The following is a 14,740-nucleotide window of genomic DNA, read 5'->3' as shown; positions in this document are numbered from 1 at the left end:
GGTCGAGCGGTGGTGTACCGGAGTCAACCGGACCACGGTCCGTTTAATTCCCGACCAAGGGTGCGCCCTCGATGCCCTAGGGTCGGGGCCAACCCGATACGGCGCAACCCTGGAGGTTTGATGAGTGACCCCGACGGCCCGAACCTGAACAAGGGCCCCCACGACGAGTGGCAGACGGGGCCGGGTGAGCAGCCGTACCCGCACCAACAGCCGGATCCCAACGCCCCGTCGTCAGGGCAGTCGCCCTACGGCGGACAACCGGGATACGGGCAGCCGGGTGAGTACCCGCGCCAGGGCGGCTATCAGCCGGGTCCTCACACCCAGGCGGGTGGCTATCCCCAGCCGGGTGGTTACCCCCAGCCGGGTGGCTATCCCCAGCAGGGTGGGTTCCCGCAGAGCGGCGGATACCCCTCACAGGGCGGGTATCCGCAGGGTTACGGTCAGCCGTATCCGCAGCAGGGCTACCCACAATTCCCCTACGGTGCCGACGGGATCAGCGGACCTCCGCAGCGCAACACGTTGGCCATCGTGTCACTGGTGGCGGGGATCCTGGCCATACCCGGGGTGTTCTTGTGCTTCCTGTTCATCCCGCTGAGCATTGCCGCATTCATCACCGGCTTCATCGGACGCAGTCAGATCCACCGTGAACCGCAGCGATACACCGGCGCCACGATGGCCCTGGCCGGCATCATCTGCGCCGCGGCGTCCATCGTCATCGCCGTGGTCTGGATCGCCTTGATCGTGGGATCGGGCGCCTACGCCAACCTGTCCACCACCTGACGCCGTACCGGATCCGGTGGCGGCTGCACTCGGTTCACAAAGCAGCGCCGTGCTCACGCCCCGTGCTGCTAATTTGAGCCCGAGCCGAGGGTCGGCCCGTTCCTGACAGACAGGACCGATGTGGCTCGCCGAGTGCACACCTGCCGCCGACGTTCCCGGACGGCCATTCTGATCGTCTTCCTCATCGTGACCGGCGTGGCAACAACGCTGTCCGGTGTCGTCGCACACGCCGAGACGTCGGCATGCACACCGGGCGTCGGTTCGACCGCCGTCGCGGCGCTGGGTTCGACCGACTGGATCGCCGGCCGAATCCGCATCGACGGCACACCGCGCGACTACGTGGCGTCGGTCCCGGCCGCCGCGCGGACACGCCGACCCACGCCGCTCATCCTCGCGTTCCACGGCCGCAACCTGCCCGACGTGGTGTTCGCGGCCATCACCGGGTTGTCGACTCTGCCTGCGCTCGTGGTCTATCCCCAGGCCGCGGTCGGCCCCCTCGGAACCGCCTGGGAGGGAGCTCCGTACGCATCGCGTGTCGATGATGTCCACTTCGCCGCCGATCTGATCGACGAGATGTCTCGGCGATTCTGCGTCGACCCCGATCGGGTGTATGCCACCGGGTTGTCGAACGGTGGCGGCATGGCCGCGCTGCTGGCCTGCGCCCTGCCGGACCGTATCGCCGCCGTGGCGCCCGTAGCAGGCGCCTACTACGAGAACACCGAACGCGGTTGCACCGACCACTCCCCCGAGGTGCCGATCGTCGAGTTCCACGGGACCGGTGACACGACTGTCGCGTACAGCGGGGGTGTCGAGTTCGGCTCCCGCTACACGCCCGTCGAGTCGTGGGTCACCCGCTGGGCGGTGCGCGACCGCTGCGGCGGTGGTCCCATCCGAACGCGGGTGTCACCGATGGTCACCGAATTCGACTGGCCGAACTGTGCACACAACGCCGAGGTGGTGCACTACGTCATCGACGGTGGCGGACACACCTGGCCCGGTTCATCACTCCCCAGCGGACCGGGTGTGGAGACCACCCAGGTGTCGGCAACCGCTCTCATGTGGTCCTTCTTCGGGCGACACCGATTGTCCGATCGTCGGTGACCTGGTCGCGCCGCACACGGCTAGGCTCGACGCGTGACCGATAACGCTGCTGCCACGCTCGCCTCGGCGACGTACGTCCAGTTCACGACCTTTCGCAAGACCGGCCTGGCCGTCGGGAGCCCGGTGTGGTTCACCGCGCTACCCGACGGCACCTTCGGTTTCACCACCGGGGCGACCACCGGCAAGGTCAAGCGACTGCGCAACAACGACAAGGTGGACCTGCGGGTCTGCGACCGACGCGGCAACGTCGCCTCCGATGCCGAGGTGTTCCACGGCACCGCCGAGGTGTTCACCGAGGGCCCGCGGGTCGACGAGGTGAAGTCCGCGATCAAGGACGAGTACGGCCTGTTGGCCAAGTTGATCTCCAACCCGGTCCTGGACGCGGTGCGCACCGTCGTCACTCGCGGCAAGGCCCAACCCACGGCTGTCGTGGTGGTCACGCTCGACAACTGATCGGCGACACCGGGCGGTGGGTAGGCCATTCGACGCCACAAGTTAGGATCGCCTTAGCAACCACCGACCAGACTTGGACGCGCCCCGTGGGCGTCCGCGAGCACCCGAGGAGTATCCATGCGTCTCCGTCACCCCGTCAGCCGCTCGATCGCCGCCGCCGCGTTGTGCGCAGCCGCGCTGACCGGCGCCGCGGCCTGCAGCGACTCCGACTCGGGGGCGTCGTCGAGCAGTTCGGCCGCGGGGACCACCTCCGCATCATCGTCCGCCTCCGCGGCCGAGTCGTCGGTGGCGTCGGCACCTGCCGATCTCGACACCGCCAAGGCCCAGCAGATCCTGCGCACGGTGATCGACCCGAACAGCACACCGGAGACCGTCGCCGGACTGGTCGACGACAACGACCCCGGCATCGGCCAGAAGCTGAACGGATTCGCCAAGGGCGCCAGCCAGGGCGGATACACACCGGACAAGTTCACCGTGAAGTCGGTCGAGGCGACCGACGAGAACAACGCCACGGTGACCGTCGAGGTGGCCAGCCCGCACGCACCACAGCCGGTGGCGGTCCCGTACACGTTCACCAAGGTCGAGGGCGCCTGGAAGGTGTCCAAGGACGCGGTGAACTCCCTGTTGTCGATGGCGAACGGCCCACACTGAGCATTCGTCGTCCGGCTGTCACACTTGCCCTGCTGGTGACGGCGACGCTCTGGGCGAGTGGGTGCTCCACCGCCCCGCTCGACGTCGGGCACGCGACCACCGCAGCCGTCGCGACCGGGCCTCGCACCGCGACCATCCCGTCCGCGGATCCGATTCCGGTGGCCGAGTCCCCCACCCCGCGACTACCCGCAACCGTGCGCACCCACGACGGACACACGGTCACCGTGACCGACGTCAGCCGCATCGTCGCCCTGGACCGCTACGGCAGTTACGGCACCGCAGTCTTCGCGCTCGGTCTCGGCCGCAACCTCGTCGGCCGAGACATCGCCACCAAGTTCCCGGCCGCGGCAGCGGTGCCGTTGATGACCCCGGGGGGCACCGACGCGAACGTCGAGGCGATCATCGCCCAACGGCCCACCGTGGTGCTCACCGATGCCTCGCTGCCCAACGCCGCCGTCCTCGAGCGGCAGCTCACCAGCACCGGCATCCTGGTGGTCGTGGGCGACGCGGACCGCACCGTCGCCGGTACCGATGCGCTGCTGCGGTTCACCGCGGCGGCGCTGGGGGTTCCGGGTCCGGGCGACCAGTTGACCCACCGCGTCGACACGCAACTCGCCGACGCGAAGCGAGCGATACCGCCCGACGCGGACCGGCCGCGGATCGCGTTCGTCTACGCCCGCGGCACCGGTCTGCTCATCCTGGGTGGCCCGGGGTCCGGCGCCGACTCGCTCATCGACGCGATCGGCGGTCGCGATGCGGGCACCGCCGCCGGTCTCACCGACGCGTTCACCTCGCTCACGTCCGAGGGGCTGATCAAGGCCGCACCGGACGTATTGCTGATGATGAGCGACGGACTCGCCTCCGTCGGCGGTGTCGACGGCTTGCTCAAGGTGCCCGGTGTCGCCGAGACCCCCGCGGGACGGAATCGTCGAGTGATCGACATGGACGACGGCGAACTGCTCTCGTTCGGTGCCCGCACCGGTGACGTGGCGATGGCTTTGAGCCGCGCGCTGTACGGCCCGCGATGACCCGACCACCCGACCCCGACCTGGAGCACCCGATGGCCTCGGTGCCAGCGCGACCACCCCGGTTGCGGCGTGTCGGACTCGGCGTCGTCGTACCCGTGGGCATCGCGGCGCTGCTCCTGGTGACGATCGTCGCGGCAGGGATCGGTCAGAACGAGGTGCCGCCGCTGCAGGTGCTGGGGTCGCTGCTACACCATCTCCACGTCCCGTGGGGCCCCCTGCCCGACCAGGTGGGCGAGGACACGCTGTGGAACGTTCGGTTGCCCCGTGTGATGCTGGCGCTGCTGGTCGGCGCTGCCCTCGGCTGTGCGGGTGCGGTGTTGCAGGGCATCTTCGCCAACCCCCTGGCCGAACCGGGGATCATCGGCGTCTCGTCGGGCGCGGCCACGGGAGCGACCGGGGTCATCCTCGTCGGCGGGCTCGGCGTCGCCGGTTATGCGGTGGCCGGCGGCGCCTTTCTCGGGGGGCTCGTCACCACCGCACTGGTCTATCTGATGTCGCGGTCCGCGGGTCGCACCGAGGTGATCACGCTGATCCTCACCGGCATCGCGGTCAACGCGTTCGCGGGTGGACTGATCGCCTTCTTCACTTTCCGGGCGGCGCCCACCGCGCGCGACCAGATCGTGTTCTGGCAGCTGGGCAGCCTGAACCGGGCGAGCTGGGACCAGGTGTATCTGGTGGTGGGTTTCGTGGTGATCGGGGCGGTCGCGTCACTGGTCATCGCCCGACAGATGGATCTGCTGGCTCTCGGCGAGTACTCGGCACGGCACCTGGGAGTCGACGTCGAGCGGTTGCGTCGGATCGCGGTGGTCGTCGTGGCGGTACTGACCGCCGCGGCGGTCGCGTTCTGCGGGATCATCCTGTTCGTCGGCCTGGTCATCCCCCACCTGATGCGGATGGTCGTGGGACCGACGCATCGGGTGCTCATCCCGGCCAGTCTGCTGGCCGGGGCCGTCCTCCTGGTCCTCGCCGATCTCGCCGCCCGGACCATCGTCGGGTATGCGGACCTCCCGATCGGGATGCTGACCAGTCTGGTCGGCGGTCCGGTCTTCCTTCTCCTGCTGCGTCGCACCCGGTCCCGACAGGGTGGGTGGACATGACCCGGCCCGCCGACCCGCTGATCAGCGCGGCGGGGGTCGACGTCAGCCGCGACGGACGACGCGTGGTCGCCGGCGTCGACCTCGCGGTCCACCCGGGACAACTGGTCTGCCTGGTCGGCCCCAACGGTGCGGGCAAGTCGACGCTGTTGTCCGCATTGGCCGGGTCTCTGCCGGTGGACGCCGGAACCGTGAGCCTGCTCGGCGACCCCATCGACACCCTCTCGACCGTCGCGGCCGCGCGACGGCGCGCGGTGCTGCCTCAGGACCACGTGGTCAGCGGCACGTTCAGTTGCCGCGAGGTGGTGCAGATGGCGCGCTATCCGTGGAATCGAACCCCAGCCAACGCCGACGACGACGCGGTGGTCGCCGACGCGATGACCCGGTGCGACGTCGTCTCGTTCGCCGACCGCCCGTTCGCCACCCTGTCGGGTGGCGAACGGGCACGGGTGGCCTTGGCCCGGGTGCTGGCCCAGTCGACACCGGTGTTGCTGCTCGACGAACCCACCGCCGCAATGGACCCGCATTTCGGCGAGACCGTGATGGCACAGGTGTCCCAACGCGTGGCCGACGGCGCCGCGGTGGTCGCGGTGGTCCACGACCTCGGGTTGGCCGCCGCCTACGCCGACACCGTGGTGGTGCTCGCCGAGGGTCGGATCGTCGCCGCCGGACCACCCGCGGACACCCTGCGCGACGATCTGCTCACCGCGACCTACGGACTGCCGATGATCTCGCGGACGGTCGACGGGCAGCGGGTCGTCATGCCTCGACGCGATCGCAGATCGTCGCCACCGCCATCCGGGTAGGTCCGGACGGCGCCGCTGCGTAGGCTCGAGACCCGTGAGTGTGCGCGCGGGAATCGTGGTCACCGGCACCGAGGTGTTGACCGGCCGGGTGGCCGACGAGAACGGTCCGTGGTTGGCGGACCGACTGCTCGACCTGGGCGTGGAGCTGGCCCACATCACCATCTGCGGAGACCGGCCCGACGACCTGCTCGCCCAGTTGCATTTCCTCGCCGACACCCACGTCGACCTCATCATCACCAGCGGCGGCCTCGGCCCCACCGCCGACGACCTCACGGTCGCGACGGTCGCGCAGTTCTGTGGTCGCGAGCTGATGGTCGACCCCGACCTGCACGCACGGATCACGGCCATCATCCGCGCCTGGGCTACCCGTCGCGGCAGTGATCCGGATGTCGACGCCATCTCCGACGCGATCGGCAAACAGGCGACCATCCCGGTCGGTGCGGAGTGGGTCGCCCCCACCGGTACCGCACCGGGGGTGGTCGTCGCCGGTGACGGAACCCCCACGGTGCTGGTGCTGCCGGGACCGCCGCGGGAACTGCAGGCCATGTGGCCTGCAGCGGTCGCGACGACGGCCGTTCGACGCGCGATCACCGGACACGCCGAGTACCGGCAGCAGACGCTGCGGATGTACGGCGTGGTCGAGGCCGAACTGGCCGAATCCCTGCGCGCTGCCGAGCATGACGTCGACGGTTTCGACGCCCTGGAGATCACCACCTGTCAGCGTCGCGGCGAGGTGGAGATGGTGACCCGGTTCGAACCGTCGTCGGCAGCCGCCAACGACGCCGTCGTCGCGCTGCTCACCGACCAGTACACCGACCGCATCTTCTCCACCGACGGCGCGACGGTCGACCACCAGGTCGCCGCCCTGCTCGCCGGAAAGCAGGTCGCCACCGCCGAGTCGTGCACCGCGGGCCTGGTCGCCGCCCGACTGACCGATCTGGCCGGGTCGTCGGCGTATGTGGCCGGCGGCGTCGTCGCCTACGCCGACGAGGTGAAGGTCCGGTTGCTGGGTGTGGACCCGGCGCTGATCGCCACTCACGGTGCGGTGTCCGAGCCCGTCGCCGAGGCGATGGCCCGCGGCGCGCGGGAACGGTTCGACGCCGACATCGCCGTGTCCACCAGCGGTATCGCCGGGCCCGGAGGTGGAACCCGGGACAAGCCCGTGGGCACGGTGTGTTTCGGCATCGCACTCGCGGACGGCACCACCCGTGCCGTTACCCGGCGTATCCCCGGTGATCGCGCCGACGTCCGAGACCGATCCACCACGGTGGCTCTGCACCTGCTGCGCCGAGCACTTCTGGGGAACCGCGGCTGACGGCCACTCGCGCACCGAGGTGACACGACACGCTCTACGGTCAGGAAAACTGACGCTGGACAGTGATCGTCATTTTGCTTTACCGTTGGCGCCAGGTCGTAAACCTTGCCACTGATGCGTGGCGAGGTCGTGCGACACACAACAGCCGGGAGGTGGTCGATGTCACGCGATGAGGCATTCGTCGGACGTGCCAACAGTCTGCTGAAGGACATGGTCGTGGACGTGACCCTGGATCTCGTCCGAACTGCGGGCTGGGCAAACCTGCGGATGAACGCCATCGCCGAACGCGTGGGCGTCAGCAAACCGACCCTGTACAAACACTTCAGCTCCAAGGACCAACTCGCCAAGGTCTACCTCGACCGCGAGGTGGACATCATGATCGAGGTCGCGCAGGCGGCCATCGACCGGCATCCCGACAACCCCGAACGGGCGCTGCGTGAAGGACTTCGGTCCGTACTAGTGGAACTGGCCAAGAATCCGGTGATCACCGCGGTTCTCGCCAGCGATCGCGCGACGGCGGCCCTGCTGCCCGTCGTGACGACCAACGGCGAACGCATGATCAGCCGCGCCGCGAGCGAATTCGTTCCGATCGTGCGTAAGGCGATGCCGGGTATCACCGATGCGGACGCCCACGCCTACGCCGACACGATGGTCCGCGTACTCGTCTCACACGCCATTCTTCCGACCCGATCCGTCGACCACAGTGCGGACCTCATCCTGCGCGTCGCCATACCGGTCCTGCGGGGCCACCAACCACCCGAACTCACCGAACAACCGATCCCGACCGCTTTCGCAGAGGAGAACATCGATGTATGAATGGCCCAAGGTCCCGATCGTCAATACGCGCAAGCGTCTGGCGGAGCAGTACGGCCCGCACGAGGACAACGGGTTCTTCGGCCCGGGAACGGTGACCTGGAAGGTCTGGGCGTACCCGACCTCCTACATCCTCGGTTTTGCCCGGTCGGTGACCATCGAGCATCTCGATCCCAACCTGACCGCGGCCGTGGTCACCTCCGGTGGCGTCAAGTACCGCCCGCACACCCGATACGGCCGCACCCTCACCTACTTCGGGCAGGTCGCTTTCGGCGCCACCCGCCCGACGGCCAAGGCCGCCGACGTGCTGGTCAAGGTGCACTCCAAGGCCATCGGCAACGATCCGGTCACCGGGGGGCGTTACGACGCGAACAAGCCGTCGTCGCAACTGTGGATCCACATGACGGCCTGGCATTCCATCCTCTACTGCTACGAGAAATTCGGCCCGGGCCGGTTGTCGGCGGGGGAGGAGACCCAGTACTGGACCGAGTGCGCCCGCGCCGCCGAGCTGCAGACCATCGACCCGGCCACGGTCCCTCGCAGCCGCGAGGAGGTCATCGCCTATTTCGACGACTGGCGACCCCATCTCGCCGCCTCCGAGGCCGCCGCCGACATGGTGCACTTCATCCTCAACCTCGAGGTGGCGTTGCCGCCCCAGATGTCCGCGCGGCAGCGCTTGCTGTTCAAGCCGCTGACCACCCTGCTGTCGAAGGGTGTGGTCGCGACCTACCCGAAATACATGCGCGACCTCCTCAACGTGCAGCAGAGTCCGTTGGTGGATGCCCTCGTCACCCCGCCGCTGCGCGCGTTGCACACGCTGCTCGACCGCTGGCTCTTCGCGCGGGTCTTTCTCATGGCCGTGCTCGCGCCGCAGGCACTGCCGGTCGTCGCCCCGGTGGTGCTCGGCATCCCGGCCGAGAACGACATCACGATGACGCCGCGGCAGGCGCAGCGGGAATACGGCTTCGACGAGCCGGCGCAGGCACACCTGGGCATGCGGGCCAAACAGTACGACCGTGTGTTCGACAAGGGCGAACGCCCCAGCGACGAGGGCCTGATCGAGTCCCAGCAGCACATCGGTGCCATGGAGCCCCGCACCGCCGTCTGATATCCGCACGTTGCGCCACCGCCCTCACCGGCGGTGGCGCACACTGTTTGATGCAGACACGTGGTCGGGAGAGACGCTCGCTCGTTCGCCGACCGTCTCTCCCGACTCCCATCTCTCCGAATCCCATCTCTTCGAATCGAGGAGGACGCCCATGGGCATGATCCCCAAGAATCCCGGCGCGGTCATCGGCCGGGCCGACAAGACGCTGGAAAGTGCCGACGCGACATTGCACCGGGTCGACGCCACGCTGACCAATGTCAGCGGGACCCTGGGAACGGTCGACGCGACACTGGACCAGGTCGAGACCACACTGACCGACGTGAGCGCCACCCTCGCGCAGACCACGACCACGCTGAACGAAGTCAAAGATCTGCTGGCCGAGTTGAAGACCCACCTGGCCGCAATCGAGCGGATCCCGGACATCGACCGGAAGATCGATGACATCCATCGGCTGATCTCGGCGCGGTAGGCCCGGCGCTTCCCGACCATCCCACCGCACACCCATCCCACCAGAAACGGCCCGTTCCCCTCAGTCGGGGGAACGGGCCGTTTCGGTGGATCCGGGCGAAGAGGTCGGCCTTACTTGGCCTTCTCCATCACCTCGACCAGACGCCAGTGCTTGGTGGCCGACAACGGGCGGGTCTCCATGATCCGCACGCGGTCGCCGACACCGGCGGTCTCGGCCTCGTCATGGGCCTTGACCTTGCTCGTGGTCCGGATGATCTTGCCGTAGAGCGGGTGGCTCTTACGGTCCTCCAGCTCGACCACGATGGTCTTCTGCATCTTGTCGCTCACCACGTAGCCGATACGTTCCTTACGGCTGTTGCGCGGCTTCTCGATACGCGGAGTCTTGCCGCTCTTGGTTGCGGTCACTGTCTCGTCCTTACTCATGCGTCATCACCGTCCGGTCCCGACGCCAGACCCAGCTCACGCTCGCGCATCACCGTGTACACGCGGGCGATCTCCCGGCGGACCACCCGCAGACGGCGGTTGTTGTCGAGCTGGCCGGTGGCCATCTGGAAACGAAGGTTGAACAGCTCTTCCTTCGACTCGCGCAGGCGGTCGACCAGTTCAGTGTCGCTGAGCTCGCGGAGCTCGGCGGCAGCGATTCCGAGTGCCATCAGAACTGCTCCTCCCTGGTCACGATCCTGCTCTTGATGGGGAGCTTGTGCTGCGCGCGGCGCAGCGCCTCGCGAGCGGTCTCCTCATTGGGGTAGCTCATCTCGAAGAGCACCCGACCCGGCTTGACCGGGGCGACCCACCATTCCGGCGAACCCTTACCCGAACCCATGCGGGTCTCGGCAGGCTTCTTGGTCAGCGGGCGGTCCGGGAAGATGTTGATCCAGACCTTGCCGCCACGCTTGATGTGCCGGTTGATGGCGATACGAGCGGACTCGATCTGCCGGTTGGTGATGTACGCGCTCTCCAGTGCCTGGATGCCGTAGTCACCGAACGTCACCTTGGTGCCGCCCTTGGCCTGACCCTTCAGGCTCGGGTGGTGCTGCTTGCGATGCTTGACCCTGCGAGGGATCAACATGGCTAGCCCTCCTGATTCTCTGTGGCCGCGCCCGCGGAGGCGGTCGCCGGCGCCTCGGCGGCACGACCCGCCTCGGTGCTGGTGGCGGTGGTGCCCGAGGCACCACTGCGACGCGGACGGCTCGGACGCCGGGCCCGACGGTCCTCGGTGGGCGCGGTCGCCGCGGCGAGCTCACGCTTGCCACCGACGATGTCACCCTTGTAGATCCACACCTTCACGCCGATGCGGCCGAAGGTCGTCTTCGCCTCGTACAGGCCGTAGTCGATGTCCGCGCGCAGCGTGTGCAGCGGGACGCGACCCTCGCGGTAGAACTCGCTACGGCTCATCTCCGCACCGCCGAGGCGCCCCGAGCACTGCACCCGGATGCCCTTGACGTTGGGCTGACGCATGGCCGACTGGATGGCCTTGCGCATCGCCCGGCGGAAGGCCACACGGTTGGAGAGCTGCTCGGCGACACCCTGTGCCACCAACTGCGCCTCCGACTCGGCGTTCTTCACCTCGAGGATGTTCAGCTGCACCTGCTTGCCGGTGAGCTTCTCGAGGTCACCGCGGATGCGGTCGGCCTCGGCGCCGCGGCGGCCGATGACGATGCCCGGACGCGCGGTGTGGATGTCGACGCGGACCCGGTCCCGGGTGCGCTCGATCTCCACCTTCGCGATACCTGCCCGCTCCAGTCCGGTGGACAGGAGCTTGCGGATGGCGACGTCCTCTTTCACGTAGTCCGCGTACTGCTTGTCGGCGTACCACCGCGACTTCCAGTCGGTGGTGATACCCAGACGGAAGCCGTGCGGGTTGATCTTCTGGCCCACTAGCGAGCTCCCTTCCTGCGGTTGCGGCCGCCCGCCGAAGCCTTCTCGGCGACGGACTCCACGACCACGGTGATGTGGCTGGTGCGCTTGCGAATCCGGAACGCACGGCCCTGGGCCCGCGGCTGGAAACGCTTCATGGTCGGACCCTCGTCGGCGAACGCGGTCGACACCACCAGGGTGCGACGGTCCAGGTCGAGGTTGTTCTCGGCGTTGGCGATCGCGCTGGCGAGCACCTTGTACACCGGTTCGCTGGCGGCCTGCGGTGCGAACTGCAGGATGTCCAGCGCCTCGTCCACGTTCTTGCCGCGGATCAGGTCGATGACGCGACGCGCCTTCATCGGGGTCACCCGGACGAATCGCGCGGTCGCCCGCGCCTGGGGATTGACAGGGGTTGTTTTCGTCGTGCCCGTCTTCGTTGTATCAGTAGCCATGATTACCGGCGCTTCGCTTTCCGGTCGTCCTTGATGTGACCTTTGAAGGTGCGAGTCGGGGCGAATTCGCCCAGCTTGTGACCGACCATCGACTCCGACACGAACACCGGCACGTGCTTACGACCGTCGTGGACGGCGAAGGTGTGCCCGATGAAGTCGGGGATGATGGTCGAACGACGCGACCAGGTCTTGATGACCTGCTTGGTGCCCTTCTCGTTCTGCACGTCCACCTTTTTCAGGAGGTGGTCGTCGACGAACGGGCCCTTCTTGAGGCTGCGTGGCATTACCTATTCCTCCTTACTCAGCGCTTGTTCTTGCCGGTGCGACGGCGACGGACGATGAGCTTGTCGCTCTCCTTGTTCTTGCGGGTGCGGCCCTCCGGCTGACCCCACGGCGAGACCGGGTGGCGTCCACCGGAGGTCTTGCCCTCACCACCACCGTGCGGGTGATCGACCGGGTTCATCACGACACCACGAACGGTCGGGCGCTTGCCCTTCCAGCGCATACGGCCGGCCTTGCCCCAGTTGATGTTGCTCTGCTCGGCGTTGCCCACCTCACCGACGGTGGCGCGGCAGCGCACGTCGACGCGACGGATCTCACCCGAGGGCATGCGCAGGGTCGCGTACTGACCCTCCTTGCCCAGCAGCTGCACGGCCGAGCCGGCACTGCGGGCCATCTTGGCGCCACCACCGGGCCGCAGCTCCACCGCGTGCACCTGGGTACCGGTGGGGATGTTGCGCAACGGCAGGTTGTTGCCGGGCTTGATGTCGGCGGTCGGGCCGCTCTCCACCACATCGCCCTGCTTCAGACCGCGCGGCGCGATGATGTAGCGCTTCTCGCCGTCGAAATAGTGCAGCAGTGCGATACGAGCGGTGCGGTTCGGGTCGTACTCGATCTCCGCGACCTTGGCGTTGACGCCGTCCTTGTCGTTGCGACGGAAGTCGATCAGCCGGTAGGCGCGCTTGTGGCCACCGCCCTTGTGACGGGTGGTGATGCGTCCGTAGGCGTTACGGCCACCACGGCCGTGCAGCGGGCGGACCAGCGACTTCTCCGGGTGGTCACGGGTGACCTCGGCGAAGTCGGCGCCACTGGCGCCACGGCGACCGGGCGACGTCGGCTTGTACTTACGAATAGCCATGAGTCTTCTTGTCCTCTACTTCTTCTCGAGATCCGATCGGCTAGCCGACCGGGCCCCCGAAGATCTCGATGGGCTTGCTGTCAGCGGTCAGCGTGACCAGGGCGCGCTTGGTGTCCTTGCGCTTGCCGTAACCGAATCGGGTGCGCTTGCGCTTGCCCTGGCGGTTGGCGGTGTTCACGTTGGCGACCTTGACGTCGAAGATCTTCTCGACGGCGATCTTGATCTGCGTCTTGTTCGAATCCGGGTGCACCACGAAGGTGTACACGTTGTCCTCGATCAAGCCGTAGGACTTCTCCGAGATCACCGGCGCGAGGATGACGTCGCGCGGGTCTGCGTGGGTGGCCATGCTCAGGCCTCCTTGTCTGCGGAGTCGACGCGGGTGCCCGCGACGAAGGCGTTCAGCGTCTCGACGCTGAACACCAGGTCGTCGGAGTCGAGTACGTCGTAGGTGTTCAGCTGATCGGGCGTGATCGGCAGGACGTTGTCCAGGTTCGCCACGCTCTTCCAGCCGGCCTCGTCCTCGCGGCCGAGGACCACCAGGAACTTGCGACGATCCGACAGACTCTCCAGGAACAGCCGAGCCGACTTGGTCGACGGGGTCTGTCCGGCGACGAGCTCGGTGATCACGTGGATGCGCGCGTTGCGGGCCCGGTCGGACAGGGCCCCACGCAGCGCGGCGGCCTTCATCTTCTTGGGAGTGCGCTGGCTGTAGTCACGCGGCTGCGGGCCGTGGACGGTGCCACCGCCGGCGAACTGCGGCGCCCGGGTCGAGCCCTGGCGGGCGCGGCCGGTCCCCTTCTGACGGTAGGGCTTGGCGCCACCACCGCGGGTCGCCCCACGGGTCTTGGTGGCGTGGGTGCCCTGACGGGCGGCGGCCTGCTGGGCCACGACGACCTGGTGCATCAGCGCGATGTTCGCGGGGGCGTCGAAGATCGCCGCGGGCAGGTCCACGGTGCCCGTGGTGCTGCCGTCGGCGGCCTTGACGTCGAGCGTCAGGTTGGTCTTCTCGGTATCGGTACTCACTGGCTCACACCACCTTTCACGGCCTCGCGCACGACGACGATGCCGCCCTTGCGACCCGGGATCGCGCCCTTGATGAGCAGCAGCCCGTTCTCGCTGTCGACCTTGTGCACGGTCAGGTTCTGGGTGGTCACCCGCTCGTTGCCCATCCGGCCGGCCATCCGCATGCCCTTGAACACGCGACCCGGGGTGGCACAGCCACCGATCGAGCCGGGAGCACGGTGCACGCGGTGCGCGCCGTGGCTGGCGCCCAGGCCGGCGAAGCCGTGGCGCTTCATGACGCCGGCGAAGCCCTTGCCCTTGGAGGTGCCGGTCACGTCGACCTCGGTGCCGTCGGCGAAGATCTCGGCGGTCAACTCCTGGCCCACCTCGTAATCCGAGGTGTCGAGCACGCGGATCTCGGCGACGTGGCGACGCGGGGTCACCCCGGCCTTGGCGTACTGGCCGGCGACCGGCTTGGTCACCTTGCGCGGGTCGACGGCACCGTAGGCGAGCTGGACGGCGGTGTAGCCGTCCTTCTCCTCGGTACGGATCTGGGTGATCACGTTGGGTCCGGCCTTGACGACGGTCACCGGGACAACCCGGTTGTTCTCGTCGAAGACCTGGGTCATCCCGAGCTTGGTGCCCAGGATTCCCTTCACGTTCTTCTGTGTCAT

21 protein-coding genes are annotated in these 14,740 nt (G+C 67.9%); 11 read left to right on the top strand and 10 right to left on the bottom strand.

The window, feature by feature from the left end; all coding sequences use genetic code 11:
• The first annotated feature begins 120 nt into the window (after window positions 1–120).
• The 11 genes from BW971_RS22090 to BW971_RS14900 all read left to right on the top strand — a co-directional run bounded on the left by BW971_RS22090 (window position 121) and on the right by BW971_RS14900 (window position 9,618).
• Window positions 121–780: a DUF4190 domain-containing protein gene (locus BW971_RS22090; protein ID WP_076480987.1), complete on the top strand. Its 660-nt coding sequence runs from the start codon at window positions 121–123 to the stop codon at window positions 778–780.
• Between the two features lie 195 nt (window positions 781–975).
• Window positions 976–1,881, top strand: a complete 906-nt coding sequence (locus BW971_RS14945; RefSeq protein ID WP_159441871.1) for a CE1 family esterase — start codon at window positions 976–978, stop codon at window positions 1,879–1,881.
• Between the two features lie 33 nt (window positions 1,882–1,914).
• Entirely contained in the window at window positions 1,915–2,334 is a 420-nt protein-coding gene (locus BW971_RS14940) for a PPOX class F420-dependent oxidoreductase (protein WP_076480985.1), read from the top strand.
• Window positions 2,335–2,451: 117 nt separating this feature from the next.
• On the top strand, window positions 2,452–2,985 hold the full coding sequence (locus BW971_RS14935) for an MTB12 C-terminal domain-containing protein (protein ID WP_076481204.1): 534 nt from the start codon (window positions 2,452–2,454) through the stop codon (window positions 2,983–2,985).
• A 35-nt stretch (window positions 2,986–3,020) separates the two neighbouring features.
• Window positions 3,021–4,013, top strand: coding sequence for a heme/hemin ABC transporter substrate-binding protein (locus BW971_RS14930; protein WP_234974417.1), 993 nt, complete (start codon window positions 3,021–3,023; stop codon window positions 4,011–4,013).
• Between the two features lie 32 nt (window positions 4,014–4,045).
• Window positions 4,046–5,110, top strand: a complete 1,065-nt coding sequence (locus BW971_RS14925) for a FecCD family ABC transporter permease (protein WP_076481198.1) — start codon at window positions 4,046–4,048, stop codon at window positions 5,108–5,110.
• Window positions 5,107–5,913: a heme ABC transporter ATP-binding protein gene (locus BW971_RS14920; protein WP_076481195.1), complete on the top strand. Its 807-nt coding sequence runs from the start codon at window positions 5,107–5,109 to the stop codon at window positions 5,911–5,913. The genes BW971_RS14925 and BW971_RS14920 overlap by 4 nt, the downstream gene beginning before the upstream one ends.
• A gap of 34 nt (window positions 5,914–5,947) precedes the next feature.
• Complete coding sequence (locus BW971_RS14915) at window positions 5,948–7,228, top strand: competence/damage-inducible protein A (protein WP_076480983.1); 1,281 nt, start codon at window positions 5,948–5,950, stop codon at window positions 7,226–7,228.
• A 159-nt stretch (window positions 7,229–7,387) separates the two neighbouring features.
• Window positions 7,388–8,044 (top strand): TetR/AcrR family transcriptional regulator, encoded by a 657-nt coding sequence (locus BW971_RS14910; protein ID WP_076480981.1) that lies wholly within the window; start codon window positions 7,388–7,390, stop codon window positions 8,042–8,044.
• On the top strand, window positions 8,037–9,149 hold the full coding sequence (locus BW971_RS14905) for an oxygenase MpaB family protein (protein WP_083710076.1): 1,113 nt from the start codon (window positions 8,037–8,039) through the stop codon (window positions 9,147–9,149). The genes BW971_RS14910 and BW971_RS14905 overlap by 8 nt, the downstream gene beginning before the upstream one ends.
• Before the next feature lie 151 nt (window positions 9,150–9,300).
• Window positions 9,301–9,618 carry a hypothetical protein gene (locus tag BW971_RS14900; protein ID WP_076480979.1) on the top strand — a complete coding sequence of 106 codons (318 nt, stop codon included), beginning with the start codon at window positions 9,301–9,303 and terminating at the stop codon, window positions 9,616–9,618.
• A gap of 110 nt (window positions 9,619–9,728) precedes the next feature.
• Here BW971_RS14900 and rpsQ read toward each other — a convergent pair whose 3' ends face one another.
• Genes rpsQ through rplC form a run of 10 tightly spaced genes read right to left on the bottom strand, consistent with a single transcriptional unit; the run spans window position 9,729 to window position 14,740 of the window.
• Window positions 9,729–10,040, bottom strand: coding sequence for a 30S ribosomal protein S17 (gene rpsQ / locus BW971_RS14895; protein ID WP_076480977.1), 312 nt, complete (start codon window positions 10,038–10,040; stop codon window positions 9,729–9,731).
• The gene (gene rpmC / locus BW971_RS14890) at window positions 10,037–10,270 is read right to left on the bottom strand and encodes a 50S ribosomal protein L29 (RefSeq protein ID WP_076480975.1); all 234 of its coding nucleotides are present in this window, start codon (window positions 10,268–10,270) and stop codon (window positions 10,037–10,039) included. The genes rpsQ and rpmC overlap by 4 nt, the downstream gene beginning before the upstream one ends.
• On the bottom strand, window positions 10,270–10,686 hold the full coding sequence (rplP, locus tag BW971_RS14885; RefSeq protein WP_076480973.1) for a 50S ribosomal protein L16: 417 nt from the start codon (window positions 10,684–10,686) through the stop codon (window positions 10,270–10,272). Before rplP ends, rpmC begins: the two co-directional genes overlap by 1 nt.
• 2 nt (window positions 10,687–10,688) lie before the next feature.
• Entirely contained in the window at window positions 10,689–11,495 is an 807-nt protein-coding gene (gene rpsC / locus BW971_RS14880) for a 30S ribosomal protein S3 (RefSeq protein WP_076480971.1), read from the bottom strand.
• Complete coding sequence (gene rplV / locus BW971_RS14875; protein ID WP_076480969.1) at window positions 11,495–11,926, bottom strand: 50S ribosomal protein L22; 432 nt, start codon at window positions 11,924–11,926, stop codon at window positions 11,495–11,497. The genes rpsC and rplV overlap by 1 nt, the downstream gene beginning before the upstream one ends.
• A gap of 2 nt (window positions 11,927–11,928) precedes the next feature.
• Window positions 11,929–12,210 carry a 30S ribosomal protein S19 gene (gene rpsS / locus BW971_RS14870; RefSeq protein WP_026917259.1) on the bottom strand — a complete coding sequence of 94 codons (282 nt, stop codon included), beginning with the start codon at window positions 12,208–12,210 and terminating at the stop codon, window positions 11,929–11,931.
• Window positions 12,211–12,227: 17 nt separating this feature from the next.
• The gene (rplB, locus tag BW971_RS14865) at window positions 12,228–13,064 is read right to left on the bottom strand and encodes a 50S ribosomal protein L2 (RefSeq protein WP_076480967.1); all 837 of its coding nucleotides are present in this window, start codon (window positions 13,062–13,064) and stop codon (window positions 12,228–12,230) included.
• 40 nt (window positions 13,065–13,104) lie between these two features.
• The gene (gene rplW, locus BW971_RS14860) at window positions 13,105–13,410 is read right to left on the bottom strand and encodes a 50S ribosomal protein L23 (protein WP_076480965.1); all 306 of its coding nucleotides are present in this window, start codon (window positions 13,408–13,410) and stop codon (window positions 13,105–13,107) included.
• A 2-nt stretch (window positions 13,411–13,412) separates the two neighbouring features.
• Window positions 13,413–14,087, bottom strand: a complete 675-nt coding sequence (rplD, locus tag BW971_RS14855) for a 50S ribosomal protein L4 (RefSeq protein WP_076480963.1) — start codon at window positions 14,085–14,087, stop codon at window positions 13,413–13,415.
• Entirely contained in the window at window positions 14,084–14,740 is a 657-nt protein-coding gene (gene rplC, locus BW971_RS14850; protein ID WP_076480960.1) for a 50S ribosomal protein L3, read from the bottom strand. Before rplC ends, rplD begins: the two co-directional genes overlap by 4 nt.

This window comes from Williamsia sterculiae (assembly GCF_900156495.1).
Taxonomy (GTDB): Bacteria; Actinomycetota; Actinomycetes; order Mycobacteriales; family Mycobacteriaceae; genus Williamsia_B; species Williamsia_B sterculiae.
The sequence above is the reverse complement of the archived record's forward strand: the minus strand, read 5'-3'. Positions and strand labels throughout refer to the sequence as shown.

Coding starts and splice junctions, on each gene's coding strand:
- BW971_RS22090 (WP_076480987.1), top strand. CDS start 121: ATGAGTGACCCCGACGGCCCGAACCTGAACAAGGGCCCCCACGACGAG.
- BW971_RS14935 (WP_076481204.1), top strand. CDS start 2,452: ATGCGTCTCCGTCACCCCGTCAGCCGCTCGATCGCCGCCGCCGCGTTG.
- BW971_RS14925 (WP_076481198.1), top strand. CDS start 4,046: ATGGCCTCGGTGCCAGCGCGACCACCCCGGTTGCGGCGTGTCGGACTC.
- BW971_RS14920 (WP_076481195.1), top strand. CDS start 5,107: ATGACCCGGCCCGCCGACCCGCTGATCAGCGCGGCGGGGGTCGACGTC.
- BW971_RS14910 (WP_076480981.1), top strand. CDS start 7,388: ATGTCACGCGATGAGGCATTCGTCGGACGTGCCAACAGTCTGCTGAAG.
- BW971_RS14905 (WP_083710076.1), top strand. CDS start 8,037: ATGTATGAATGGCCCAAGGTCCCGATCGTCAATACGCGCAAGCGTCTG.
- BW971_RS14900 (WP_076480979.1), top strand. CDS start 9,301: ATGGGCATGATCCCCAAGAATCCCGGCGCGGTCATCGGCCGGGCCGAC.
- rpsQ (WP_076480977.1), bottom strand. CDS start 10,040: ATGAGTAAGGACGAGACAGTGACCGCAACCAAGAGCGGCAAGACTCCG.
- rpmC (WP_076480975.1), bottom strand. CDS start 10,270: ATGGCACTCGGAATCGCTGCCGCCGAGCTCCGCGAGCTCAGCGACACT.
- rplP (WP_076480973.1), bottom strand. CDS start 10,686: ATGTTGATCCCTCGCAGGGTCAAGCATCGCAAGCAGCACCACCCGAGC.
- rplV (WP_076480969.1), bottom strand. CDS start 11,926: ATGGCTACTGATACAACGAAGACGGGCACGACGAAAACAACCCCTGTC.
- rpsS (WP_026917259.1), bottom strand. CDS start 12,210: ATGCCACGCAGCCTCAAGAAGGGCCCGTTCGTCGACGACCACCTCCTG.
- rplB (WP_076480967.1), bottom strand. CDS start 13,064: ATGGCTATTCGTAAGTACAAGCCGACGTCGCCCGGTCGCCGTGGCGCC.
- rplW (WP_076480965.1), bottom strand. CDS start 13,410: ATGGCCACCCACGCAGACCCGCGCGACGTCATCCTCGCGCCGGTGATC.
- rplC (WP_076480960.1), bottom strand. CDS start 14,740: ATGACACAGAAGAACGTGAAGGGAATCCTGGGCACCAAGCTCGGGATG.